Source organism: Pseudorhodoplanes sp. (genome assembly GCF_059499825.1).
On sequence record NZ_JCABZI010000014.1, the window covers coordinates 37,489 to 61,276 of the forward strand.

Annotated in this window: 20 protein-coding genes and 1 pseudogene; 9 read left to right on the forward strand and 12 right to left on the reverse strand. The window is 63.6% G+C overall.

The features are described 5' to 3' along the window. Window positions 1-178 precede the first annotated feature (178 nt). From AC5I5I_RS19955 to AC5I5I_RS19985, 7 genes are all read right to left on the reverse strand, one after another. Window positions 179-943 (reverse strand): ABC transporter ATP-binding protein, encoded by a 765-nt coding sequence (locus AC5I5I_RS19955; RefSeq protein WP_495975901.1) that lies wholly within the window; start codon window positions 941-943, stop codon window positions 179-181. Beyond that, window positions 936-1,742, reverse strand: a complete 807-nt coding sequence (locus AC5I5I_RS19960; RefSeq protein ID WP_495975902.1) for an ABC transporter ATP-binding protein — start codon at window positions 1,740-1,742, stop codon at window positions 936-938. Before AC5I5I_RS19960 ends, AC5I5I_RS19955 begins: the two co-directional genes overlap by 8 nt. Beyond that, on the reverse strand, window positions 1,739-2,818 hold the full coding sequence (locus tag AC5I5I_RS19965) for a branched-chain amino acid ABC transporter permease (RefSeq protein WP_495975904.1): 1,080 nt from the start codon (window positions 2,816-2,818) through the stop codon (window positions 1,739-1,741). Before AC5I5I_RS19965 ends, AC5I5I_RS19960 begins: the two co-directional genes overlap by 4 nt. Further along, window positions 2,811-3,683 carry a branched-chain amino acid ABC transporter permease gene (locus tag AC5I5I_RS19970; RefSeq protein WP_495975906.1) on the reverse strand — a complete coding sequence of 291 codons (873 nt, stop codon included), beginning with the start codon at window positions 3,681-3,683 and terminating at the stop codon, window positions 2,811-2,813. Before AC5I5I_RS19970 ends, AC5I5I_RS19965 begins: the two co-directional genes overlap by 8 nt. A 165-nt stretch (window positions 3,684-3,848) precedes the next feature. Continuing rightward, on the reverse strand, window positions 3,849-5,009 hold the full coding sequence (locus AC5I5I_RS19975) for an ABC transporter substrate-binding protein (RefSeq protein ID WP_495975908.1): 1,161 nt from the start codon (window positions 5,007-5,009) through the stop codon (window positions 3,849-3,851). A 128-nt stretch (window positions 5,010-5,137) separates the two neighbouring features. Then, entirely contained in the window at window positions 5,138-7,036 is a 1,899-nt protein-coding gene (locus tag AC5I5I_RS19980) for an AMP-dependent synthetase/ligase (RefSeq protein WP_495975910.1), read from the reverse strand. A 152-nt stretch (window positions 7,037-7,188) separates the two neighbouring features. Next, a complete protein-coding gene (locus AC5I5I_RS19985) occupies window positions 7,189-7,938 on the reverse strand; it encodes a TetR/AcrR family transcriptional regulator (protein ID WP_495975912.1) in 750 nt (249 codons plus the stop codon). 45 nt (window positions 7,939-7,983) lie between these two features. Here AC5I5I_RS19985 and AC5I5I_RS19990 point away from each other — a divergent pair, with 45 nt between their 5' ends. The 3 genes from AC5I5I_RS19990 to AC5I5I_RS20000 all read left to right on the forward strand — a co-directional run bounded on the left by AC5I5I_RS19990 (window position 7,984) and on the right by AC5I5I_RS20000 (window position 13,650). Beyond that, a complete protein-coding gene (locus AC5I5I_RS19990) occupies window positions 7,984-9,093 on the forward strand; it encodes a 5-methyltetrahydropteroyltriglutamate--homocysteine S-methyltransferase (RefSeq protein ID WP_495975914.1) in 1,110 nt (369 codons plus the stop codon). 202 nt (window positions 9,094-9,295) lie between these two features. Continuing rightward, window positions 9,296-10,522, forward strand: a complete 1,227-nt coding sequence (locus AC5I5I_RS19995; RefSeq protein ID WP_495975915.1) for an efflux RND transporter periplasmic adaptor subunit — start codon at window positions 9,296-9,298, stop codon at window positions 10,520-10,522. Then, the gene (locus tag AC5I5I_RS20000; RefSeq protein ID WP_495975917.1) at window positions 10,519-13,650 is read left to right on the forward strand and encodes an efflux RND transporter permease subunit; all 3,132 of its coding nucleotides are present in this window, start codon (window positions 10,519-10,521) and stop codon (window positions 13,648-13,650) included. Before AC5I5I_RS19995 ends, AC5I5I_RS20000 begins: the two co-directional genes overlap by 4 nt. 52 nt (window positions 13,651-13,702) lie before the next feature. Here the strand turns inward: AC5I5I_RS20000 and AC5I5I_RS20005 are convergent, their stop codons facing one another. Next, window positions 13,703-14,584, reverse strand: coding sequence for a dioxygenase family protein (locus AC5I5I_RS20005; RefSeq protein WP_495975918.1), 882 nt, complete (start codon window positions 14,582-14,584; stop codon window positions 13,703-13,705). A gap of 193 nt (window positions 14,585-14,777) precedes the next feature. On the opposite strand from AC5I5I_RS20005, the gene pqqA reads away from it, so the two are divergent. The 6 genes and pseudogenes from pqqA to AC5I5I_RS20035 all read left to right on the forward strand — a co-directional run bounded on the left by pqqA (window position 14,778) and on the right by AC5I5I_RS20035 (window position 19,904). Beyond that, window positions 14,778-14,855, forward strand: coding sequence for a pyrroloquinoline quinone precursor peptide PqqA (gene pqqA / locus AC5I5I_RS20010; protein WP_495976303.1), 78 nt, complete (start codon window positions 14,778-14,780; stop codon window positions 14,853-14,855). 41 nt (window positions 14,856-14,896) lie between these two features. Next, the gene (gene pqqB, locus AC5I5I_RS20015; RefSeq protein ID WP_495976304.1) at window positions 14,897-15,790 is read left to right on the forward strand and encodes a pyrroloquinoline quinone biosynthesis protein PqqB; all 894 of its coding nucleotides are present in this window, start codon (window positions 14,897-14,899) and stop codon (window positions 15,788-15,790) included. A 5-nt stretch (window positions 15,791-15,795) separates the two neighbouring features. Beyond that, window positions 15,796-16,820: pseudogene (gene pqqC, locus AC5I5I_RS20020) on the forward strand (pyrroloquinoline-quinone synthase PqqC). Beyond that, window positions 16,817-17,953, forward strand: a complete 1,137-nt coding sequence (gene pqqE, locus AC5I5I_RS20025; protein WP_495975920.1) for a pyrroloquinoline quinone biosynthesis protein PqqE — start codon at window positions 16,817-16,819, stop codon at window positions 17,951-17,953. The pseudogene pqqC and the gene pqqE overlap by 4 nt, the downstream one beginning before the upstream one ends. A gap of 77 nt (window positions 17,954-18,030) precedes the next feature. Next, on the forward strand, window positions 18,031-19,302 hold the full coding sequence (locus tag AC5I5I_RS20030; protein WP_495975922.1) for a PQQ-dependent sugar dehydrogenase: 1,272 nt from the start codon (window positions 18,031-18,033) through the stop codon (window positions 19,300-19,302). 11 nt (window positions 19,303-19,313) lie between these two features. Further along, window positions 19,314-19,904 carry a c-type cytochrome gene (locus tag AC5I5I_RS20035; protein WP_495975924.1) on the forward strand — a complete coding sequence of 197 codons (591 nt, stop codon included), beginning with the start codon at window positions 19,314-19,316 and terminating at the stop codon, window positions 19,902-19,904. A gap of 32 nt (window positions 19,905-19,936) precedes the next feature. On the opposite strand, the gene AC5I5I_RS20040 is transcribed toward AC5I5I_RS20035, so the two are convergent. From AC5I5I_RS20040 to AC5I5I_RS20055, 4 genes are all read right to left on the reverse strand, one after another. After that, window positions 19,937-21,460 carry a tripartite tricarboxylate transporter permease gene (locus AC5I5I_RS20040; RefSeq protein WP_495975925.1) on the reverse strand — a complete coding sequence of 508 codons (1,524 nt, stop codon included), beginning with the start codon at window positions 21,458-21,460 and terminating at the stop codon, window positions 19,937-19,939. A 4-nt stretch (window positions 21,461-21,464) separates the two neighbouring features. After that, complete coding sequence (locus AC5I5I_RS20045; protein WP_495975927.1) at window positions 21,465-21,911, reverse strand: tripartite tricarboxylate transporter TctB family protein; 447 nt, start codon at window positions 21,909-21,911, stop codon at window positions 21,465-21,467. A 17-nt stretch (window positions 21,912-21,928) separates the two neighbouring features. Continuing rightward, complete coding sequence (locus tag AC5I5I_RS20050; protein WP_495975929.1) at window positions 21,929-22,909, reverse strand: Bug family tripartite tricarboxylate transporter substrate binding protein; 981 nt, start codon at window positions 22,907-22,909, stop codon at window positions 21,929-21,931. Window positions 22,910-23,009: 100 nt separating this feature from the next. Continuing rightward, a complete protein-coding gene (locus AC5I5I_RS20055; protein WP_495975930.1) occupies window positions 23,010-23,783 on the reverse strand; it encodes a cyclase family protein in 774 nt (257 codons plus the stop codon). Window positions 23,784-23,788: the final 5 nt, after the last annotated feature.

The window sequence follows — 23,788 nt, forward strand, 5'->3', positions numbered from 1 at the left end:
AAACAAACGAGCGAATGCGCGGAGATTTCTGCCCCCCACCCGACCGCCGTCGCTTCGCGCCGGCGGCCACCCTCCCCACCATTCGCTTCGCTCACGGGGGGAGGGAAAGGAAAGAGCTTTGCGGGGGGAGGGAGAAGGAAGGAGTTCGCTCCGCTCGCGGGGGGAGGGAGAAGGAAGGTCAGTGCTTGCTGGTCCCAAGATATGCGGCAATGACCTTCTCATCCTTCAGCACGGCATCGGCCGGACCGCTCGCCAGCGTGCGCCCGTAATCGAGCACATGAATCCGGTCGGCGAGGTCGGCGACCATCTGCATATCATGCTCGATCCAGATCATGGCAATACCGAGCGTATGCTTGATGCGCAGGATGAATCTCGCGAGGTCCTCGCGCTCCTCGCGGTTGAGGCCGGCGGAAGGTTCGTCGAGCAGGAGGATCGCGGGCTCGTTGGCGAGCGCGCGGGCGAAGCCGATGATCTTCTGGGTGCCGAACGGAAGTCCGCCGACCGCGGTGTGGCGATAGCGCTCCAGCTCGACGAATTCGATGATTTTTTCCACCGCCTCGCGCTGGCGGATTTCCTCCCGGCGCACGGAGGACAGGAACAGCATCTCGGCGAACGGATTGCCCCTGATGCGCGGATGACGGCCGGTCAGCAGATTGTCGACCACGCTCATCTGCGGAAAGAGCTCGCCATGCTGGAAGGTGCGCGCGACGCCGAGCGCGGCGATGTCATGCGGCTTCTTGCCGATGAGCGATTCGCCGCGGAACGAGATCGCGCCCTCGCCGGGATAAAGACCGCTTATGCAATTGAAGACCGAGGTCTTGCCGGCGCCGTTGGGGCCGATCAGCGCAAGCAATTCGCCCTTGTCGACCTTGAGCGATACGCCGTCCAGCACCACCAGCCCGCCGAAGCGCAGCGTCAGATTGTCGACATCGAGTTCAGCCATACCATCTCCGCGAGCGGCGATATTGCTTTACGTCGCGGTAGCTCCTGCGCTCCGCGCCGCCGGATTGCCCGAGATAGAATTCCTGGATGTCGCCGTGGGACTTCAGTTTGTCGGCCGAGCCGTCGAGCACGACGCGGCCGTTTTCCAGCACATAGCCGTAATCGGCGACATCGAGCGCGACCGCCGCACTTTGCTCCACGATGACGATGGTGATGCCGAGCTCGTTGCGGATCTGCACCAGCCGCGCCATCAGGTCCTCGACGATGACGGGCGCGAGGCCAAGCGAGAGTTCGTCGACCAGCAGCAATTGCGGCTTGGTCATCAGGCCGGACGCGAGCGCCAGCATTTGCCGCTCGCCGCCGGACAGCAATCCGCCGATGCGCGCGCGCAGGTCGGCGAGGCGCGGGAAGAACGAATAGATCTGCTCCTCGCGCCGGCGGCGTTCGGCTTTGGATAGCGCCGGCGCAAAGGGGGCGGCGAGATTGTCGGCGACGGTGAGATTGGGGAACACCTTCTCGCGCTCAGGGATCAAAGCGATGCCGAGCCTGGTCAGTTCGTTCGGCGGCCGGTTCTCGATGCGCTTGCCGCGGAAGGTGATGGTGCCTTCGGTGACGCGCGCGTTGTCGATGCCGAGAAAGCCGGAGAGCGCGCGCAGCGTGGTGGATTTACCGGCACCGTTGGTGCCGAGGATGGCAACGATCTGGCCTTCGCGCACGGTGAGCGACACGCCTTGGATGGCGGTGATGGCGTGGTGATAGACCACGGCCAGCTTTTCGGCGATGAGGAGGGGCTCGCTCATTTGCGTGCTCCCGCGACCGGGCGGTGCTTGAACGGCCAGAGCAGGAAGTAAGTCTGGATGCGGTGCCAGATGCCGACGAGGCCCAGCGGCTCGAATACCAGGAACAGGATCATCACCAAGCCGAAGCCGGCATAATTCACCGCGAAGAGTTGTCCGGCATAGGCCTGCGCGTTCGGCAGCGCCAGAAGCGCGCTCTCGATCGCATAGGGGAACAGCGTGACGAACAGCGCGCCGAGAATGGCGCCGAGCAGCGAGCCCATGCCGCCGATGATCACCATCGCCACATATTGAATGGTGAGGAACAACGAAAACGCCTCGACCGAAACGAAGCTGCGGTAATAGGCGAACAATGCGCCCGCGACCGCTGCGATTGCCGAAGAGATGACGAAGGCGAGCAGCTTGTAGGCGGCGACATTGATGCCGAGCGCTTCGGCCACGGTCTCGTGCGCATGGATGGCGCGCCAGGCGCGGCCGATGCGCGTGCGCATCAGGTTGATGCAGAGCAGCAGCGTGAGCGCCGAGAAGGCCAGCATCACGTAATACCAGGTCGGCCCCCCATAGAGCTCAAACCCGAATACGACCGGCGCCTCGATGGTGATGCCGGTCGAGAAGCCACGCTTGGTCTCGTATTCCGCCCCGAGATAGACCACCACGAAATGTAAGGCGAGGGTCGACACCGCGAGATAGAGCCCCCGCAGCCGCAGCGAGGGCAATCCGAAGATGACACCGAGCAGCGCGCCGACGATCGCGGCGGCCGGCAGCGTCAGCCAGATCGGGGTGTTGAATTCCTTGAAGAGAATGCCTGCGGTGAAAGCGCCGGCGCAAAGCAGGCCGGCATGTCCGAGCGAGATCAGTCCGGCATAGCCGGTGAGCAGCATCAGCGACAGCGCGCCGATCGAGGCGAGCAGCACCTGCGTTGCCAGATCGAGATAGAAGTTCGACGCCACCAGCGGAAAGCCGAGCAGCACGATGCCGAAAATCACGGCGCTGACGCGCTGCATGCGCGTCTGGATCAGCGCCACGTCCTGCGCGTAGGAGGTGCGGAAATAGCCCGAGGCGCGCGGCTGGTTAGACACGGTCGAGCTCCTCGCGGGTGCCGAACAGGCCCCAGGGCCGCACCACCAGGAACGCGATCAGCACCACGAACGGGATCACGTCGGACAGGAGCGGGTCGATATACTGGATCGCCAGCACCTCGCAGGCGCCGATGATCAGCGCGCCGACAATGGCGCCGACCAGCGAGTCGAGTCCGCCGACCAGCGCGGCGGGGAAGGCTTTCAGCCCGATGATGACCATGGTGCCGGTCAGGCCCGAGTCGAGCGAGATCAGCATGCCGGCGAGCGCGCCGGTCAATGTCGACAGGCCCCAGGCCAGCGCATAGACCGCGTGCAGGTTGATGCCGCGCTGCGCGGCTAGCAGCGGGTTTTGCCCGGCCGCACGCATCCGCACGCCCCATGCGCCGAACCGCAGGAAGGTGAAGAGCGCGGCATAGGTCGCAATCGTCACGCCGATCAGGATCGCGGCGAACAGCGAGATCCGGGCGCCGCCCGGAACCATCAATGCCGGATTGTCGAAGCCGAGCGCCTGCGCGGGATATTGCGTTTGCGCCGACCAGATCAGCACCATCAGGCCGCGCAGGAGGATGCCGAGCGCGACGGTGGTGAGGACGGCGGCCAGCACCATCTCGCCGGTCATCTTGCGCATCAGGAACAGATAGACCAGCACACCGACGGTGAGGCTGAGCACGACCGCAGACGCAATCGCGGTCACGGGTGAGCCCACGAACATCCAGGCTGTGGTCAGGAGCAGATACGACCCGACCATCATTAATTCGCCATGCGCCAGATTGAGCACGCGGCTGACGCGATAGATCAGCACATAGCCGCAGGCGATCAGCGCGTAGATCGACGACAGGACCAGGATGTTGACGAGGAGTTGCAAGGGCGGTCTTTCAAACGGGTGGTGTATTTCGTCGTGCCGACACTCTCTCCGCTCGTCCCCGCGAAAGCGGGGACCCAGTGCCGAATATCGAAGTCTGTGTTTGTGGCTCTGGGCCCCCGCTTTCGCGGGGGCGAACGGAGTGTGCGATGTCGCGATAGATTAAGATCACTTGCCGACGTCGTAGACCTTCCAGTCCTGCAGGATGGCGATCTTGTCGCCGTCCCAGCGATAGACGCGATAGGCCTGCTGGGTACGGAAGTGATTGTCCTTGGTCCAGACCATCGGCACGCCGCGCAGGCCCTTGGTGTCGACCTTCAGATCGGACATCGCCGCCGCGATCTTCTCCTTGGTCGCGGGCCATCCGGCCTTGCGAAGCGCGGCTTCGAGCGCGAGCCCGCCGAGCCAGCCTTCGGTCATCTGGTTCGCCGGATATTTGGCGCCGCCGGCCTTCGCCGCCGCTTCGATCTCCTTATGGATCGGCAGTCCGTCGGCATAGAACGCGTTCGCGCCCATGACGTAGAATTTCGGATCCTTGACGCGCGGCAATTCACCTTCCGCCTCCAGATGCGCGATGGTGAGATATTCGCCATCCCAGCCGAGACGGCGCAGCGCCTCGAAGGTTCGGATCTCGGTCACCCACGGCGCCCAGGAGAAGGCCCAGTTGGCGCCGGCATCCTTGATCTTCGTTGCGAACGGCGTGTAGTCGGGCGTCGGCGGCGGGATCACCTCCTTGGCCACGGTCTTGAAGCCCATCTTCTCGGCTTCGGCCGCCGCGAAATCGATTTCGCCGCGCGAGATCGGGATCGCCATCGCCGCATAGCCGACATTCACCGGTCCCTTGGCGACCGATTTCACGTATTCGAGCGCGGCGCGGCTGTCATAGGTTTGCGCAAAGCCGGTCGAGCAGAATTGCAGCGGGTCGGGATTCGGCGGGAGCACTTCCTTCGGGCAGACCGCGCCCATGAACAGGACCGGCACGCCACCGCGTTTGGTTTCCGCCAGCATCGGCGCATAGGTGGATGACAGGCTCGCATTCACCAGAACCGGGACGTTATCTTGCGACAGCAGCTTCTTGACGTTCGCTGCGGCCTTTGACGGTTCGGCGGAATCGTCCTGCAGGATCAGGTTGACCTTGCGGCCGTCGATGCCGCCCGATGCGTTCAGCTTGTCGATGTAAAGCCGCAGGCCTTCCACGGCCGGTCCGAGTGTGCCGGCGGCGGGGCCGGTCATCGCACCGGTCAGACCGATTGTGTAGGCGTCCTGCGCTGCGGCCGGCAACGCGATCGTCAGCGCAGCGATTGCGCCCATCAGGCTCCGTTTCAGCATGATTTCCTCCGTGATGATCTTGTTTCTTTTCACTCAGCCTATCCTCCGTTCATTCCCGCCGCGAAAGCGGGAATCCAGAAATCGCGAGAATGGGTCTCCGCTTTCGCGGGGACGAACGGAGGTCGTTTCTATCTCAGCGCATCGCCCGCTCCCGCGGCGAGAAGCCGCTCCTCGGTGTCGTCGTACATGCCCTCGACCAGATCCTTGAAGCGCTCGTACATCAGGTTGCGCTTCACCTTGCGGGTCGGCGTCACCGGCTCGCCATCCTGTTCGGGATCGAGTTCCTTCGGCAGGATGCGAAACGCCTTGACCTGCTCGACGCGGGCGAATTCTTCATTCGCCTTGTCGATTTCCGTCTTGATCAGGCGCTGCACGGCATCGCTCTGAACCAGCGAGGTGAAGCCGGTGTAATTCACGTTGTTGGCGCGCGCCCAGTCGGCAACCGAATCGAAGTCGATCTCGATCAGTGCGGTGAGATATTTGCGGCCATGGCCGAACACGATCGCCTCGCCGATATAGGGGCTGGCGCGCAGCGTACTTTCGATCCCCGATGGCGAGATGGTCTTGCCGCCGGCGGTAACCAGAAAATCGCGGGCGCGGTCGATCAGCCGCAGGTTGCCGTCCTGCCATTCGCCGACATCGCCGGTATGCAGCCAGTGTTCGCTGTCGACGATCTGCGCGGTCGCGTCCGGCTGGTTCCAGTAGCCTTCGAACTGGTCCGGTCCCTTCACCAGGATCTGGCCGTCTCCGTCGAGCCGCACCTGCCAGCCCGGCACCACGGTGCCGACATTGCCGGGCTTTGCGAAGGCCTGCGGCTGGCCGCTGATGAAGGCGCCGCCGGTCTCGGTCTGGCCGTAAGCCTCGACCAGGTTGACGCCCCAGATCTGCCAGAGCGCCGCGGTCTCCTTCGGCAACGGTGCTGCGCCCGAGATCACGAGTTCGAGCTTGTCGAGACCGAGCTTGTTCAGCACCCGGCCGAAGGCGACGCCGCGTGCGAGCGTGGTCATCATATCGGTCGCAGCGCCGGTCTGCCCGGCCCAGCGGCGCCGCGCCGCGGAGCGGCCGAGGTTCATCGCCGCGTTATACACCCCGCGCTTCACCGGCGAAGTGGTGCTCAGGCCCACCAGCACCTGCGAGGCAAATTTCTGCATGTAGCGCGGCACCGTGAACAATGCGGTTGGCGCGACTTCGAACATGGTCTGCATCAAATCGTCGACGGTTTCGCCGTAATGCGGGACCAGTCGCGAAATCAGCGGCAGCGTGATCGCCACGTCGCGACCGAAGATGTGACAGAGCGGCAGGAACACCACGGTGCGGTGATCCTTGTCGCGCAATGTCGGGTAGTGATCGACGATGGTGTAAGTGCCGGCGAGATGCTTGCCGTGCGAGATCAGCGCGCCCTTCGGATTGCCGGTGGTGCCGGACGTATAGACGATGAAGGCGGGATCGTCGGGCTTCAGCGCCGCGGTCATCGCTTCCAGTGCGGCGATATTGGCGTCGTCGTCGCCCTTAACGCGTTCATGCAGTTCCGACAGCGCGATCAACTTCGGATGACTGTAATCGAACATCGCGGAATCGTCGATCACCACGATCCATTTCAGGTCGGGCAGGCGGTCGGCGATCGGCAGGATCTTGTCGATGTATTCCTGATCCTCGGCGATGAAGATCGACGCGCCGCCATCCTTCATCAGGAATTCAACCTCGGACACCGAGGCGGTCGGATAGACACCGTAGACGATGGCGCCGGCCGCTTGCGCCGCCATGTCGCAGATCACCCATTCCTCGCAGGCGTCGCCCATGATGGCGACACGGTCGCCCTTTGCGAGGCCGAGCGTCTGCAAGGCGCGCGCGCTCCGTCCGATCGCAGCGGCATAGTCGCGCCATGTCCTTTCACGATAGAGGCCGAGCGTCTTCGCGCGATAGGCGATTTCGGCGGGTTTGCGCCGCGCATGCTCCGCAATCAATCCGGGTGCGGTCTTGCCGCGCAGGACTGCAAATTGCGGGGATTGCGCTGCGGCCTGGGTCATGACGTCAAGCCATGACACAATGCGAGATGCGTAAGAAGTTCGCAGAGCCGTAAAACGGCATCTTCATCGCGGCCTTCCTCCCAAACGAACCGGCCGATGGTCCGGCTCTTTTTCCTGACGTTTATTTCAACGCCGGAAATTCTATAGGTCAATCAAATTTTTTGCTTGGTCCGGCGCGCCGGCGACTTGCGTTTTCCTTTTGCAGCGCCCGGCTGTGGTGAATCGATTCCGTGCAGGATGAGCGCGATGAAATCGCCGCCGATGCGCTCGATCGAGGCTTGCTCGCGCGAATACCAGGCAGCGCACCCATTCACCACCGACAGGATCGACAGGGTCGCAAGCCGCGTATCCAGATCATTGCGGAACTCGCCGCTGCGCTGGCCCTGTTTCAGAACCTCCTCGAATATTGCCTCGATCCCGCGCGATACCTTGCGGATCTTGCGCCGACTGTGCGCGGGCAGGAATTGGCGCTGGGTGAGGAACACCTTCATGAAATTGCCGCGGTCGAGAAGCGGAGAAATATGCGCCCGGATAAGGCCGGACAGGCGTTCGGTCGCGGTGCCGGGGCCTTCGGCGATGGCCTTTTCGGTCTCGTAGAAGCCCTCGACCCCGCGCATGCAGACCAGTTCGAGCGCTACTTCCTTGGACGGGAAATAATAATACAGGCTGGCCTGCCGGATCTTCAGAACGTCGGCGATGTCCTGGGTGGAGCAGCCATGATAGCCGCGCTCGGCAAAGACCTTAGCCGCGGCCTCGATGATCTCGCCCGAGCGGCGGTGGGTGGCGCGCTTGCGGCGCTCCGCGGGCTCTTCCGCGCCGCTTTTGCGCAGCGGCGGATCGCGGCGAAGCGGTATCGGCCGGGTGGGGCTTGCATCCGGGCGGCGGGCCGATCTAGATTTCATCTATAGACCTATAGAATAATCCATCTACCCCGGGAGCATGCGCCAATGACCAATCTGCCGCAAGGCCGACCACCGTTCCGCGCCGACCATGTCGGCAGCCTGTTGCGTCCGCCGGTGCTGCGGCAGGCCTTCCGCGATCATATGGGCAAGCGCATCGACGATGCTGCATTTGCGAAGATCCAGGATGAATGCATCCGCGATGTGGTGAAGATGCAGGAGGATGTCGGCCTCAAGGTCGTGACCGACGGCGAATTCCGTCGCGGCTCCTATTGGGGACGCTTCGTCGAGCGGATCGACGGCTTCGCGATCAAGTCGGCGGTGTTCAAGTTCCGCGACGACCAGGGCCATCAGGTCGATTTCACCGCGCCCTATGCCGACGGCAAGCTGAAGCGCAACAAGCCGCTGGCGCTGGACGAGTTCGAATTCCTCAAAGGGATCACGAGCGCGACGCCGAAGATCACGCTGCCGGCGCCGTCGACCATGCATTTCTATCGCGCCACCGACTTCGCGGCGAAGTCTGCCTATGCCGACGTGAATAGCTTCTTCGACGATCTCAACCGGATTTTCCGCGAGGAGATCGCCGATCTGGTGAAGGCCGGGTGCAAGTATATCCAGCTCGACGAGGTCGCGATCGCGCTGCTGTGCGATCCGAATATCCGCAAGCAGGTCGAAGACGCCGGGATGAAACCGGACGAGCTGGTCGATCTCTATATCGACAGCATCAACGAGTGCGTCAAAGGCGCGCCGGCCGATGTGGTGTTCGGCGTGCATATGTGCCGCGGCAATTTCAAGGGCCATTATCTCGGCGCCGGCGGCTACGAGTCGGTGGCCGAGCGGTTCTTCGAGGGCACGAAGGTCAATCACTTCCTGCTCGAATACGATACCGAGCGCGCCGGCGATTTCAGGCCGCTGCGCTTCGTCAAGGGCAAGGGCGTGGTGCTCGGGCTTATTTCGAGCAAGACCCCGGTGCTGGAATCCCTCGATGCGCTCAAGCGCCGCACCGAGGAAGCGACGCAATTCATCGATCTCGACCGGCTGGCGATCTCGCCGCAATGCGGCTTTGCGTCCACGGTCGCCGGCAATCCGGTGACGGAGGATGACGAGCGCAAGAAGCTGGAACTCGAGGTGCAGGCGGCGAAGGCGATCTGGGGGTAGGCCGTTTGCCTGGCCGACCGCGTCGCCGTGGCGCGGTCGCGATCAGGGAACATGACAGCGATTTAACCCCGCGCTGTGACAAAGCATGTCGGCGGCCGGATTTTCGCCGTGGTGGAACGTTTGGTGATTGCGAACGTTGTGCTGACCGCGCCTTGATTAGCGGCGGCACACGTCTTGCGGCGATCACGGAGGCAGCCACCACATGCGGCGACGGACCGTTGTTACGATTCTTCTGATCGCGGTGCTGGCGGCCGGATATTACGGCATTCGCAATTATGGCGACCGCCTCGGCCTGACCGCGGGCTCGCTGACGCAGACCACGCAAGGGCCACGCGCCACGCCGGCGGTTCCGGTGACCACTATCGCCGCGGAGCAGGGCACGTTTCCGGTTCGCCGCCGCAGCATCGGTCTCCTGGAATCGCCTGCCGTCGTGGTGATCCGGTCGCGCATCGACAGTCAGCTGCTCGAAAAGCACGTCAATGACGGGCAGCTCGTGCGCAAGGGCGATCTCCTGTTCACGCTCGACGATCGCGAATTGCTGGCGACCATCGCACGCAACGAGGCGCAGCTTGCCAAGAATGAAGCCGTCCGCGACCGCGCCAATGCCGATCTGAAGCGGACCGAGGAACTGCTCGCCAAGAACGTGGCAGCACGACAGCAGCTCGACGAAAAGGTTGCAGATGCGAAGGCCGCCGAAGCCACCATCGCCGCCGACAAGGCGCAACTCGACAACGATCGCATCCGGCTCGGCTATACCAGGATCACCGCGCCCATCACCGGCCGGATCGGCACGATCCGCACCACGCCGGGAAATCTGGTGTCATCATCGGACGCGCAGGGACTGGTGACGATCACGCAGATCCGTCCAATCCGCGTCTCGTTCACGCTGCCCGAGCGTGACCTGGCGGCGTTGCGCGCGGCGCGCCGGAGTGAGCAGCCGCCGACGGTGCGGGTGTATGCGGCCGGCGACACCCAGCCGCTCGCATCCGGGCAGCTCGATTTCGTGGATTCATCGGTCGACACCGCGACCGGAACGATCATGGCGAAGGCGACCTTTGCCAATCAGGATTTCAGCCTGTGGCCCGGTCAATATGTCGATGTCGAGGTCGATCTCGATACCCGTCCGGACACGATCAGCGTTCCGACAGTGGCGCTGCAGACCAGCCAGAAGGGCCCGTTCGTTTTTGTGGTGAAGCCTGACGGCGTTGCGGAACTGCGGATGGTGGAGACCAGCGGCATCGTCGAGGATCGCACCGCGATCCGTTCGGGCCTCGAGCCGGGTGAGCGCGTGGTGGTCGAAGGCCAGCTCCGGCTCGCCGATGGCGCGCGGGTGCGCGATATCGGGAAACAGGCCGGATTTGCCGCGCCGGACCAGGCTGCACCGAAAAAGGCGGCACCGTCAGCGTCACAGACGGACGCGGCGCGATGAACATTTCCGAGTTCTGCGTCCGCCATCCGGTCACCACCACGCTGATGTCGATCGCGGTGGTGGCGGCCGGGCTGTTCGCCTATGTCTATCTGCCGGTTGCCGCGCTGCCACGCACCGACTTTCCAACCATCAATGTGTCCGCCAGCCTGTCCGGCGCCGCGCCCGACACCATGGCGAATTCGGTCGCAACGCCGCTGATCAAGCAATTCACCACCATCAGTGGCATCGACACCATCAGTGCGACCTCGACGCAGGGGTCGACGTCGATCGTGATCCAGTTCAATCTCGATCGCGATATCGACTCTGCTGCAGCCGACGTGCAGTCGGCGATCGCGCGCACCCAGCGGCGGCTGCCGCCGGAGATGACCGAGCTGCCCAGCTATCGCAAGGTCAACCCGGCGGATGCGCCGGTGCTGCTGCTGGCGATCCGCAGCGACACCACGCCGCTTCCCGAACTCGACGCCTTTGCGCAGCAGGTGATTTCGCCGGCGTTATCGACCGTCGACGGGGTTGCGCAGGTGCTGGTTTATGGCAGCCAGAAATACGCGGTCCGCATCCAGGTCGATCCGAATGCGCTGTCGGCGCGCGGCATCGGCGTCAACGAGGTGCAGGCCGCGGTCGCGGCGGCCAATGCCAATACCCCCGTCGGAACGTTGCGCAACGCCCAGCAGCAACTGACGATCCAGGCGGAGACCGAGCTCAACAACGCCACCCAGTTCCGGCAGGTGATCGTGACCTCGCGGGGCGGACGGCCGGTGCGGCTCGGCGATGTCGCGGTGGTCTCGGACTCGGTCGAAGACAATCAGGCGGCAAGTTGGTTCAACGGCACGCGTGCGATCATTCTCGCGGTCCAGCGCCAGCCCGAGGCCAACACGGTGGAGGTGGTCGATCGCGTCAAGGCGATGCTGCCGAGTTTCCAGGACGATCTGCCGCGCGCGTCCACCATCGAAGTGCTCAACGACCGTTCGGCGTCGATCCGCGAGGCGGTGGCCGACGTGCAGTTCACGCTGCTGCTGGTGATCGCGCTTGTGATCATGGTGATCTTCCTGTTCCTGCGGCGGCTGACGGCGACGCTGATTCCGGCGCTGGCGGTGCCGATCTCGATCGTCGGCACGCTCGGGGCGATGTATCTGCTCGACTTCAGCATCAACAACATCTCGCTGTTGGCGCTGACACTGGCGGTCGGCCTGGTGGTCGACGATGCAATCGTGATGTTCGAGAATATCTACCGTCACATGGAAGAGGACGGGATGTCCGCCTTCGATGCCGCGATCAAGGGTTCGCGCGAGATCGGTTTCACCATCATTTCGATTACGGTGTCGCTGGTCGCGGTGTTCATTCCGGTGCTGCTGATGGGCGGTGTCGTCGGCCGCATCTTCCATGAATTCGCGGTGGTGGTGACGGTGTCGCTGGCGATTTCCGCCTTCGTGTCGCTGACGCTGACGCCGATGCTGTGCGCCAAGATGCTGAAGCCGCCGCATCGCGACAAGGATGGAAACATTCCTCCTGAAACGGGATGGCGTGCGGTGCTGGAGCGCGGGCTCGTCGGCATGACCAATGCCTATGACCGCGGCGTGCAATGGAGCCTTAGGCACCAGCCGTTCATGCTGGGCGTGTTCTTCGCGACGCTGCTGGGAACGGTTTATCTGTTCTACGCCACGCCGAAGGGCTTCTTTCCGCAGGAGGATATCGGCCAGCTACAGGTGTCGACCGAAGCGCGCCCGGACATTTCGTTCGACGCGATGGTGGCGCTGCAGAACCAGGTCGAGGAGGCGTTCCGAAACTCCCCCTATGTGGAGAGTGTTGCATCGATCGTGGGCGGCGGTGGTGGTTCCAGAAGTCTCAACACCGGCCGACTGTTCGTCGAACTGAAACCGCGCGGAGAGCGGCCGGCGATGCCGGAGCTGCTGCGCATCTTCCGTCGCGACATGTCCTTTTCCGGCATCAACGTGGTGATGTCGCCGGTGCAGAACCTGCGCATCGGCGGCCGTTCAAGCCGCAGCGAATATCAGTTCGTGATGCAGAGCGTGCGGCGCGACGAAATGCGCGACTGGGCGCGAAAGATGACCGAGGCGATGGCGGCCGATCGGCATTTTACCGACGTCAACAACGATCTGCAGGATGGTGCGATCCAGGTCACGCTTCATGTCGATCGCGACAAGGCGGCGTCGCTCGGCATCAACGCCGACCAGATCCGCGCCACCTTGTATTCCGGATTCGGATCGCGGCAGGTTTCGACGATCTATGGCAGCGGCGACACCTATAGTGTGCTGATGGAGTTCGATCCGCGCATCCAGTGGAATTCGGGCGATCTCGGCAATATCCGCATCCGCACGCCGGCGGGCCAACTGGTGCCGCTTTCATCGATTGCAACCGTCGAACGTACCGCCGGCGATCTCGCGGTTAATCAGCTCGGCCAGCTTCCGGCGGTGACGGTCTCGTTCAATCTGCCTGCCGGCGTTGCGCTCGGCGATGCGGTGGCGCAAACGGAGGTGCTGAAGCAGCAACTGGGCGTGCCGAGCACGATCAGCACAACGTTTTCCGGCACCGCGCAGACATTCCAGCAGTCGCTCGCCAATCAGAGCATCCTGCTCGCCGCCGCGGTGCTGACCATCTACATGGTGCTCGGGATGCTGTACGAGAGTTACATCCATCCGCTCACCATTCTGACCGGTTTGCCATCAGCCGTGGTCGGTGCGCTCGGAGCACTGGCGCTGTTCGGGATGGACCTGAGCGTGATCGCGATGATAGGCCTGCTGATGCTGATCGGCATCGTCAAGAAGAATGCGATTATGATGATCGACGTCGCCCTCGACCTGCAGCGGGTTCAGCACATGGCGCCCGCCGACGCGATCTACAAAGCGGCGATCCTGCGTTTTCGTCCCATCATGATGACGACCTTCGCCGCGATCCTCGGCGCGCTTCCGATCGCGGTCGGCCACGGCGCGAGTTCGGAATTGCGGCAGCCGCTCGGCATCGCCGTGGTCGGCGGGCTGGTGGTGTCGCAATTCCTGACTCTGTTCATCACGCCGGTGCTGTATCTCTACATGGACCGTCTCGGGCATGCAGGGAACAGGCTGCGCGCGCGGGTGGTGGAGATGTTCGGCGGCAAAGCGCGGGCGGCGTGACGCTGTCATTCCGGGTTCGCGTGCTTCGCACGCGCCCCGGAATGACCTAGGATTACGCCGCCTTTTGTGCGGCCGCGGCCTTGGCGAGCTTGAAGTCGTATTTCACTTCGTAGAACGGCTCGTTCATCACCTCGCCAGTCGGGGCCTTGCTGCCCGCCGGCTGCTTCACGAATTCGACGATCAGCGGCTCCTTCACACCGAACACCACATCGGTGTCGATGAACTCGCAACCCTTCTGGAACACATGCGTGGTCAGGCTCTTGTAGCCGGGCGCCGCGATGTGGAAGTGGATATGCGCCGGACGCATGTGGCTGATCCTGGTCTTGTTCATCAGTTCGCCGATCGGGCCGTCCATCGGAATGGTGTAGCCGATCGGGGCCACGGTCCGGACCGTGTAGCTGCCATCCGGATTGGAGTGGAAGATGCCGCGCATGTAGCCTTCGGCGCCTTCGATCTGCGCTTCGTAAAGGCCTTCGCCGTCGGTCTGCCACATGTCGAGCATGGCGCCCGCGATCGGCTTGCCGTCGATATCGGTGACCCGGCCGGTGCAGAAGGTCGGAATGCCCGGCGCGCCGTCGGCCATGTTGCCGCCGTCGGCAATTTCGGGCGAATCCGCAATGTGGAACGGGCCTTCCACCGTGGAGGGGGTGGCAGCGCCCGGCGCCCGGTTGTTGATCGAGTCCACCAGCATGGAGACGCCGAGGACGTCGGATGCGAGGATGAATTCCTGCCGCTTGGCGTCGCAGATCTGGCCGACCCGCGTCAGCCACATGATGGCGGCGAACCATTCCTGCTGGGTCGGTTCGACGTCGCGCACGAAGCCGTGAAGGTGCTTCACCAAGGAGGTCATGATCTGGCGCAGCCGCGGATCCGGGATATTGCTCCAGCGCTCGATCGCCAGGTCGGTGAGGTTTTCCTCGGTAACGTAGGTCATATGCGTTCTCCCGAAATCGTCGGCGCGGCCGCTGGCCCGCCGCCGTTTTTTGTCGTCGTCGGGCCCGAGTCTAAGCGCCGGCCATGGCTCAGCGTCAAGCTGGAATTGTCCAAATGCCGCACGGGGCGGACGGTGACTTTTTCGGCCCACCGGCGTTATAATGCAAATCTGGTTGCCCGAAAGGACCGCTGACATGGCATGGACGACCCCGACTCTCGTTGAAATCTGCATCGGCATGGAAATCAACGGCTACTTGCCGCCTGAATTCTGACCTCCGGCTGATTTGAATCGAAGCCAGCCCAAATGGGCCGCCTGACGGCGCTCGTGCTTGGAGCAGCCGCAGGCGGCGGTTTTCCGCAATGGAACTGCAATTGCCCGGTCTGCGCCCTGGCGTGGGCCGGCGACCCGCGCGTGACGCCCCGCAGCCAGGCCGGGATCGCGGTCACAGCCGATGGCGAGAACTGGCTCCTGTGCAACGCCTCGCCCGATCTGCGGGCGCAGATCCTCGGTAATCCGGCCCTGCATCCGCGCAGGGGATTACGCCATTCGCCGATCCGGGCGGTGCTGCTGACGGGCGCTGAAATCGATCAGGCGGCCGGCCTGCTGACCCTGCGCGAGCGGCAGGATGTCGCGCTGCATGCGACGCCTGCGACACTCGCCGCGATTGCCGACAACCCGATGTTCAGTGCCCTGCACCCCGGCCACGTGACCCGGCATGCGCTTTCGCTGGGTGAAACCTTTTCACCGGTGGAGGGCTTGTTGGCCGATGTTTTCACCGTCCCCGGAAAGGTCCCGCTCTATCTCGAGGGCGAGAATCCGGAGATTGGCGAGAGCGCCGTGAATATTGGCGTCGAATTGACCGGCGCCGGACGCCGGCTGCTGTTTATGCCCGGCGCGGCCGCAGTGACGCCCTCAATCCGCGAGCGCATGCTTCGGGCCGACGCCATCCTGTTCGACGGGACGCTGTTCGCCGACGATGAGATGATCGCCCTGCGGGTGGGAGAGAAGACCGGAATGCGGATGGGGCACATGCCGATCGATGGTCCCGACGGCTCACTTGCGGCGCTGTCCGATCTTCAGACGCGCCGGATCTACATCCATATCAACAACACCAATCCGATCCTGATCGACGGCTCGCCCGCCCGCCGGCGGGTGGAGGCGGCGGGTTTCGAGGTTGCCTATGATGGCATGGAGATCGTGCTGTGACGCCGATGCAGCCCGACGAACTGGAAGCGGCGCTGCGCGACATCGGCGCACGCCGGTATCACCGTCTGCACCCGTTTCATCACATGCTGCATTCCGGGCAATGCACGAAGGCGCAGGTGCAGGCCTGGGCCCTGAACCGCTACTATTACCAGGCGATGATCCCGATCAAGGATGCGTCGCTGATCGCACGCTGCGACGACCCGGCGATCCGGCGCGAATGGCGCTCGCGGCTGGTCGACCATGACGGCGAGCAGGAGGGCGATGGCGGCATCGCCCGCTGGCTGAAACTGACCGATGGGCTCGGGCTCGACCGGGACTATGTGACGTCGCTGCGGGGTTTGCTTCCGGGGACGCGCTTTGCGGTCGAGGCCTATGTGCGATTTGTGCGCGAGAAGACGCTGCTGGAAGCGATTGCGTCGTCGCTCACCGAGTTGTTCTCGCCGGTGATCATTTCGGAGCGGATGGACGGCATGCTCGCACATTATGATTTCGTCACCCGCGAGACGCTGGCCTATTTCGAGAAGCGTCCGCCGCAGGCGGCAAAGGATTCCGATTTCGCGCTCGACTATGTGAAACGTCATGCGCACACACCGGATTCGCAGGCGATGGTTCTTTCAGCGCTGGAATTCAAATGCAGCGTGCTGTGGGCGATGCTGGATGCGCTGCACCACGCCTATGTCGCGCCGGGGCACATTCCGCCGGGCGCGTTCGTGCCGGAGGACGGGCGATGACCGAACCCGCTGCGCCGTCCGCCGCGATTGCTGCCGATGCCAGACCGCGGCTGCCGCGCGGCGTGCGGCTCACCCATAACGAAGCGCAGGGCGGCTGGGTGCTGCTGGCGCCGGAGCGTATTTTCAAGGCGGATGCGATCGCGGTGGAGATTTTGAAACGCTGCACCGGCGAGGCGACTTTTTTGGAAATCGTCGACGATCTGACAGCGGCGTTCAAGGCGCCACGCGAGCGCATCGAAACCGACGTCGCGAACCTGCTGCGCTCGCTCGCCGACAAGCGCCTGCTGGAATTGTCGTGACCGATCTCAGGCCCCAGGCATCGGCAGCCGCCGCCGGCGGAGAACGAGAGCTTCCGGCACCGCTTGGCCTGCTCGCCGAACTGACGCATCGCTGCCCGCTCGGGTGCCCGTATTGCTCCAATCCGCTGGCGCTCGATGCGCCGAAGGACGAACTCGATACCGAGACCTGGGCGCGTGTCTTTCGCGAGGCGGCTGGACTTGGCATCCTGCAGGTTCATCTGTCGGGCGGAGAGCCGGCATCGCGGCGCGATCTCGCCGAGATCGTGGCATCCGCGCATGCGGCCGGGCTTTACTCCAATTTGATCACCTCTGGCGTCGGGCTGACAGACGCTCGGCTGCGCCAGCTTGCCGACAACGGTCTCGATCACGTCCAGGTGTCGATCCAGGATGCCGAACCCGATTCCGCCGATCGCATCGCCGGCTATGACGGCGCGTTCGCCCGGAAGCAGGCGATGGCGGCTGAGACGGCGCGGCTCGGCCTGCCGCTGACCGTCAACGTCGTCGTGCATCGCCTCAATATCGAACGGATCGGCGACATGGTGGCGCTGGCGCTGTCACTCGGGGCGCAACGGGTCGAGATCGCGCATGTGCAATATTACGGCTGGGCGCTGAAGAACCGCGGCGCCCTGATGCCGTCGCGCGAGCAGGCGATCGGCGCGATCGAGACGGTCGAAAAGCTGCGCCAGGCGCATCACGGCCGGATCGTGATCGATTCCGCATTGCCGGATTACTACGCGCGCTACCCCAAGCCATGCATGGGCGGCTGGGGCCGCCGCTCGCTCAACGTCACGCCATCGGGCAAGGTGCTGCCCTGCCATGCCGCCGAAGTGATCCCGGGGCTGACCTTCTGGTCGGTGACGGAGCATTCGCTGGCCGATATCTGGCGGCATGCGCCGGCCTTCAACGCGTTCCGGGGAACCGACTGGATGCAGGAGCCTTGCCGCTCCTGTCCGAAGCAGCGCGAGGATTTCGGCGGCTGCCGCTGCCAGGCCTTTCTGCTCACCGGAGACGCGCGGGCGACCGATCCGGTCTGCCACCTGTCGCCGCTGCATGGTGAAGTCGAACGCATCGCAGCAATTCAAACAGACGCATACGAATACCGGCGTTTCCGCGTGCCGGTTGTCACACCGTGATTGCCATCCGGGCGTGAAATATCGGACACTGGCGACAAGGCCGCGATCCAACGACGGCGTATTGCAGGGAGGCTTCGATGCATCGATTGTCCCGTACCATGTTGTTTGCCGGCGGTATTGCCGGCGCCTTCGCACTGACGACCGCACCCGCGATCTCGCAAGGGCCTCCCGGCATGAGCGCGATCGACAAGTCCAATCCGGCGGCCAGCAAGCAGGACGCGAATCTCAAGCCGCATGCGACGCCGCCGATCGTGACGCCGGTCGACAAGCTTCCGCTCGACAAGCTGAAGCTGCCGGCGGGCTTCAAGGCCGAAGTGTTCTCGAGCGGCCATCCCGGCGCGCGCACCATGGTGCAGGGGCCGAAAGGCACGATCTTCATGGGGACGCGTCTGCTCGGGCGCGTCTATGCGATCACCGACAAGGACGGCAAGCGCGAGGTGCGCACCCTGCTACAAGGACTGACCCAGCCGAGCGGCCTCGCCATGAAGGATGGCGCCCTTTACGTGCTGGCGATCAACAAGGTGCTGCGTTTCGACGATATCGAGAACAAGCTCGACAATCCGGGCGAGGGTGTCGATCTCACCGACAAATTCAACCTGCCGCCGGAAATCCACCACAACTGGAAATACGCGGCGTTCGGACCGGACGGTAAGCTCTACATCCAGGTCGGCGCAAATTGTAATATCTGCGAGATCAATCCGGGCATTCACGGCCAGATCCGCCGTTACAATCCGGATGGCTCCGGCATGGAGATCGTGGCGCGCGGCGTGCGCAACACCGTCGGCTTCGACTGGCATCCGGTGACCAAGGAATTGTGGTTCACCGACAATGGCCGCGACTGGGCCGGCGATGCCGGACCGGAGGATGAACTGAACCGGGTCGCGAAAGGGCAGGAGGGCGCCAATTACGGCTTCCCCTATTGTCACGCCAACGGAATCGCCGATCCTGACATCAAGATACCGAATGCCTGTGCCGGCGTAGTGATGCCGGCGGCACTGACCGGTCCGCATACGGCGGGGCTCGGAATTCTGTTCTACACCGGCGAGATGTTCCCGAAGGGCTACCAGAACACGGCCTTCATCGCGCGCCGGGGCTCGTGGAACAAGGCGCAGAAGACGGGCTATGACGTCGTGCTGGCGCGCACCACGCCCGACGGCAAGGCCAAGATCGAGCCGTTCATGACCGGGTTGCTGGATACCAAGGCCAACGAGTTCTTCGGCCGCCCGACCTATCTGTTCCAGATGAAGGACGGATCGTTGCTGGTATCGGACGAGCAGAACGGCGCAACCTATCGCATTTCCTACGATGCGAAGACCGCGGCACCTGCCGCGGCGCCGAACAAAAAGTAAAACGAGGCGGAATGCAGTCTCACTTGCGGATCGGGCGGTCGCTGGCACTGGGGCTCGCGGCCGCCCTTGCATTTTGGGGAGGGGCGCAGGCACAAAGCCTGTCGCTTCCCGAACGCCTCGAGCAATGTGGCACCTGCCACGGCGATGACGGCAATTCAAAGCTGGAAAACATTCCCTCGCTGGCCAGTCAGCCGTCCTTCTTTACTTTGAATGCGCTCATCCTGATGCGCGAGGGCGTACGCAAGGTGGAGGCGATGGCGCCGTTCGTGAAGGGTTTGACGGACGCCGAAATTCAGGCACTGGCCGAGCATTACGAGAAGCTGCCGCCGAAGCCGAGTGGCGAGACGATCGATCCGGCACTGGCCGAGCGCGGCGCCAAGATCGCGACGCAACGCCGCTGCGAGTCCTGCCATCTGCCGTCGCTCGCCGGCCAGCAGCAGATGCCGCGGCTGGCGAAACAACGCATCGACTACATGATCCACGCGATGAAGCAGTATCTCACCGACAGCCGCACCGGCGCCGATACCGCGATGACGGCTTCGATCTTCGGCCTGCGCGACGATGAACTCGCGGCGCTGGCGCATTGGGCCGCGGGGAAGTAGAGGCACCGCAAGCCGCCGCTCCGCCCATGTAGCTACGCCTGCTCGCCCGCTTCCTCGGCCATCTTGGCGCGCCAGTCGCGGCGCGCGACGAATGCGCCCCAAGCGGCCAGTCCGAGCAGCAGCGCGCTGATCAGGAACAGCACCAGCGCAATCGGGCGCTGATAGAAGATCGCGAACGAACCGCCCGACATGATCAGCGATTGACGAAGCGACAGTTCGAAGATCGGTGCGATCACGAGGCCCAGCACCAGCGGCGCCGGGTCGAACCGGAACTTTTTCAGCAGATAGCCGATCACGCCGAAGATCAGCATGATCCAGACATCCACAACCGAATTGTTCACCTCGTAGACGCCGATGATGCAGAACATGATTATCATCGGATAGAGATAGGCGTAAGGGATGCGCAGGATGCTGACGAACACGCCCACCAGTGGCAGGTTCAGCAACAGCAGCATCAGATTGCCCACATACATCGAGGCGACGAAGCCCCAGAACAGTTTCGGCTGCTCGTTGACCAGTGACGGCCCCGGCGGGATGCCGTGGATCAGCAGGGCTGCCATCAGCACCGCGATCACCGGGCCGGTCGGGATGCCGAGCGACAGCATCGGCACGAAGGCGCCGGTCGAGGCGGCGTTGTTCGCCGATTCCGGTCCGGCAACGCCGGCGACCGCGCCCTTGCCGAACTCCTCCGGGTGCCGCGATATCCGCCGCTCGATCGCATAGGACACGAAACTCGAAATGATATGGGCGGAGCCTGGGATGATGCCGACGAAGAAGCCCAGCACCGAGCCGCGCGCGATCGGCCAGACCGACTGACGCATCTCCTCGCCGGTCGGCAGCAATTCGCGGAATTTCGGCGCCCGGACATCGTTGTTCACGTCGCGACTCGGCGTCGACAGGATCTCGCCCAGCCCGAACAGGCCGACCGCCACCGGAACGATACCGATGCCGTCGCCGAGTTCGGGGATGTCGAACGAGAAACGGAAATGGCCGGACACGACGTCGATGCCGATCATGCCGAACAGCAGGCCCAGCGTCGCCATGAGAAGAGTGCGGACCAGCGAGGTGGTCGACATGTATGCGAGAAAGATCAGGCCCAGCACCAGCAGCGCGGTATATTCGGGCGGGCCGAAGCGCAGCGCGAATGTTGCAAGGGGCGGCGCAATCAGCGTCAGCATGATCACGCCGAATGTGCCGGCGACGAAAGAGCCGATCGCGGCGATGCATAGCGCGGCGCCGCCGCGGCCCTTCCTGGCCATGGCGTTGCCGTCTATACAGGTCATCACCGAGGCGGCTTCGCCTGGAATGCGCAACAGGATCGAGGTGGTCGAGCCGCCATATTGCGAGCCGTAATAGATGCCGGCCAGCATGATGATCGCCTTGGTCGGATCGAGCCCGAAGGTCAGCGGCAGCAGGATCGAGATGCCGGCGAGCGGGCCGATGCCGGGGAGCATGCCGACCAGTGTGCCCACCAGACAGCCGATAAAGGCGTAGAGCAGGACATCGGGCTGCAATGCAACCGAGAAGCCGAGCGCGAGGCTTGAGAGAACTTCCACAGCGTCAGGACCACAGCGAGCCGCGCTCAAGCGGAGCGTGGAGCGCGATCGCGAACAGCCAATACGCGAACAGGGTCAGGCCCACGGCATAAACCGCCGCAGCAACCAGATTGCGGCGTTCGACCAGGGCCAGCAGGGAAAAGATCAGTAGCGGCATGGTCACGAGAAATCCAAGCCGGCTGTAGAGCCAGGTCGAGATCGCGGCGATTGCGATCACGAGGGTGGCGTGGCTCCAGTCGCTCCAGGGGATCTCGGCAAGCGTCTCGCCATGCCTACCGGCGATGATGATCGCGGCTGCGAGCGCGATCATCATGCCGGCCAGGAATTTCGGCAGCATGCCGGCTCCGGGCGCAGAAATCCGGCCGAACGGCAGATCGGCGCCCAGGATGAAAACAACGATGCCGAGGGCGATGAACGCGCCCCCGGCCACGTAATCGGCGCGGAGATTCATATGCGGGTCCGCTGCGATCAACCTTCAACCTTGCCGATGGACTTGACCGCGGCCTCGACCCGCTTGGCGTCCTCGTCCCAGAACTTCGCGAAATCGGGTTGGTCCATGTAGCGGACGGTGTCGCCGAGATTCTGGATCGAGGTCTGGAATTTGTCGGTCGCGACCGCGGCCTTGGCGGATTCGCGGATCGACTTGACGATCGCTTCCGGTGTGCCCTTGGGTGCGAACAATCCAACCCAGAGATAGAACTCGACGTCGAAGCCCTGTTCCTTCAGGGTGGGGACGTCGGGCAGGGACGCCGCACGCTTGTCCGAATAGCTTGCCAGCGCGCGCAGCTTACCACTCTTGATGTGTGCGTTCGCAGCCGCGATCGACGACGCCAGGACCTGCGAATTGTTGCCGAGGATCGCGGTCAATGCGGGGCCGCCGCCATTGGTCGGCAGATGCCGCATCTTGATGTCGGCTGCATTCATGAACAGCTGGGCGGGCAGATGCAGCGCACCATAGAGGCCGGACGACGAGAACACGATCTTGTCGGGGTTTTTCTTGGCGTCGTCGACCAGATCCTTGACGCTCTTGTAGGGCGTCTCGGCATTGACCACGAGCACCATCGGCCCTTCGGTGAAACGTGCGATCGGTATGAAGTCGGCGCGCGTAAATTTGGGTTGCCGCCCGAACAGCTTGTCGACCTCGGCGAAACCCGAAATCGACACGATGTGAACCAGTAGCGTGTGGCCGTCCGGCTTGGCGTTGGCAGCGAATTGTGCACCGACAGCGCCGGCGGCGCCTGCCTTGGTCTCGATCACGACCGGCTGCTTGATGATCGGCTCCAGCATTGCGGCGAACGGGCGGCCGACCACGTCCGCAGCGCCGCCGGGCGGGAACGGATTGATCAGCGTGACCGGGCGCGACGGGTAGGCATCCTGCGCGAAAACGGACTGTGTTGAGAGGGCTGCGATGGCCGCGGTGGAGCCCGCGACGAATTGACGTCGATCCATGAGGCTTCTCCCTTGTGTGCGGCGTCCATTCACGTGGCACCGCTTTTTGTGGTCGAAGCCTAGCGGCTCAGTCCGGCGAGGTCGAGTATCAATCCGGCCTTCAATCCATGATCGCGACTGCGCGCGTCCATCCGGCGGAGCCGCCACGGACCTTGACCGGAAAACAGGCAATCGTGAAACCGGTGGGTGGCAGATTTTCGAGATTGTGGAGTTTCTCGATGTGGCAATAGCCGATGTCGCGGCCGGCCTTGTGACCTTCCCAGATCAGGCTCGCATCGCCGGTTGCCGCGTATCTCTCCTTGGTGTGCACGAATGGCGCATCCCAGCTCCATCCATCGGTGCCGGTGATTTTCACCCCGCGCTCAAGCAGGTAGAGCGTAGCCTCGCGGCCCATGCCGCAGCCTTTCGATACGTAATCGGGCTGGCCATAGGCCTTGCCAGCGGCAGTGTTGATGACGACGATTTCAAATGGTGAAAGCGTGTGGCCGATCGCCTCGAGCGATGCTTCGACATCGGCGGCGGTGACGACATAGCCGTCCGGGAAATGCCGGAAGTCGAGCTTCACGCCGGGATTGAAACACCATTCGAGTGGAACCTCGTCAATGGTGATGGCGCGCTTGCCTCCGTCCATGGTGGAGGCAAAATGCCAGGGCGCATCGAGATGCGTCGTGCAATGCGTCGACAGCTTCACCCATTCGAAGCCCCAGCCCTCGCTGTCGGGAAGATCGCTTTCCTTCAGGCCGGGAAAGAATTTGCAGATGTCGGGCGCGGTGTCGCGATGATTGAGGTAATCGATCTTCGGTCCATAGCCCGGAGGATCGGCGGCGACGTCGTTCTCGAGCGGCACGGATATGTCGATGATCTTGCGGGACATGGTTT

Excerpts from the sequence above, each read along its gene's own strand:
- AC5I5I_RS20030 (WP_495975922.1), top strand. The coding sequence starts at position 18,031 with ATGCATCGATTGTCCCGTACCATGTTGTTTGCCGGCGGTATTGCCGGC.
- AC5I5I_RS19960 (WP_495975902.1), bottom strand. The coding sequence starts at position 1,742 with ATGAGCGAGCCCCTCCTCATCGCCGAAAAGCTGGCCGTGGTCTATCAC.
- AC5I5I_RS19995 (WP_495975915.1), top strand. The coding sequence starts at position 9,296 with ATGCGGCGACGGACCGTTGTTACGATTCTTCTGATCGCGGTGCTGGCG.
- AC5I5I_RS20000 (WP_495975917.1), top strand. The coding sequence starts at position 10,519 with ATGAACATTTCCGAGTTCTGCGTCCGCCATCCGGTCACCACCACGCTG.
- AC5I5I_RS19980 (WP_495975910.1), bottom strand. The coding sequence starts at position 7,036 with ATGACCCAGGCCGCAGCGCAATCCCCGCAATTTGCAGTCCTGCGCGGC.
- AC5I5I_RS19955 (WP_495975901.1), bottom strand. The coding sequence starts at position 943 with ATGGCTGAACTCGATGTCGACAATCTGACGCTGCGCTTCGGCGGGCTG.
- AC5I5I_RS19985 (WP_495975912.1), bottom strand. The coding sequence starts at position 7,938 with ATGAAATCTAGATCGGCCCGCCGCCCGGATGCAAGCCCCACCCGGCCG.
- AC5I5I_RS20035 (WP_495975924.1), top strand. The coding sequence starts at position 19,314 with ATGCAGTCTCACTTGCGGATCGGGCGGTCGCTGGCACTGGGGCTCGCG.
- AC5I5I_RS20045 (WP_495975927.1), bottom strand. The coding sequence starts at position 21,911 with ATGAATCTCCGCGCCGATTACGTGGCCGGGGGCGCGTTCATCGCCCTC.
- pqqA (WP_495976303.1), top strand. The coding sequence starts at position 14,778 with ATGGCATGGACGACCCCGACTCTCGTTGAAATCTGCATCGGCATGGAA.
- AC5I5I_RS20055 (WP_495975930.1), bottom strand. The coding sequence starts at position 23,783 with ATGTCCCGCAAGATCATCGACATATCCGTGCCGCTCGAGAACGACGTC.
- AC5I5I_RS20050 (WP_495975929.1), bottom strand. The coding sequence starts at position 22,909 with ATGGATCGACGTCAATTCGTCGCGGGCTCCACCGCGGCCATCGCAGCC.
- AC5I5I_RS20005 (WP_495975918.1), bottom strand. The coding sequence starts at position 14,584 with ATGACCTACGTTACCGAGGAAAACCTCACCGACCTGGCGATCGAGCGC.
- AC5I5I_RS19975 (WP_495975908.1), bottom strand. The coding sequence starts at position 5,009 with ATGCTGAAACGGAGCCTGATGGGCGCAATCGCTGCGCTGACGATCGCG.
- AC5I5I_RS19990 (WP_495975914.1), top strand. The coding sequence starts at position 7,984 with ATGACCAATCTGCCGCAAGGCCGACCACCGTTCCGCGCCGACCATGTC.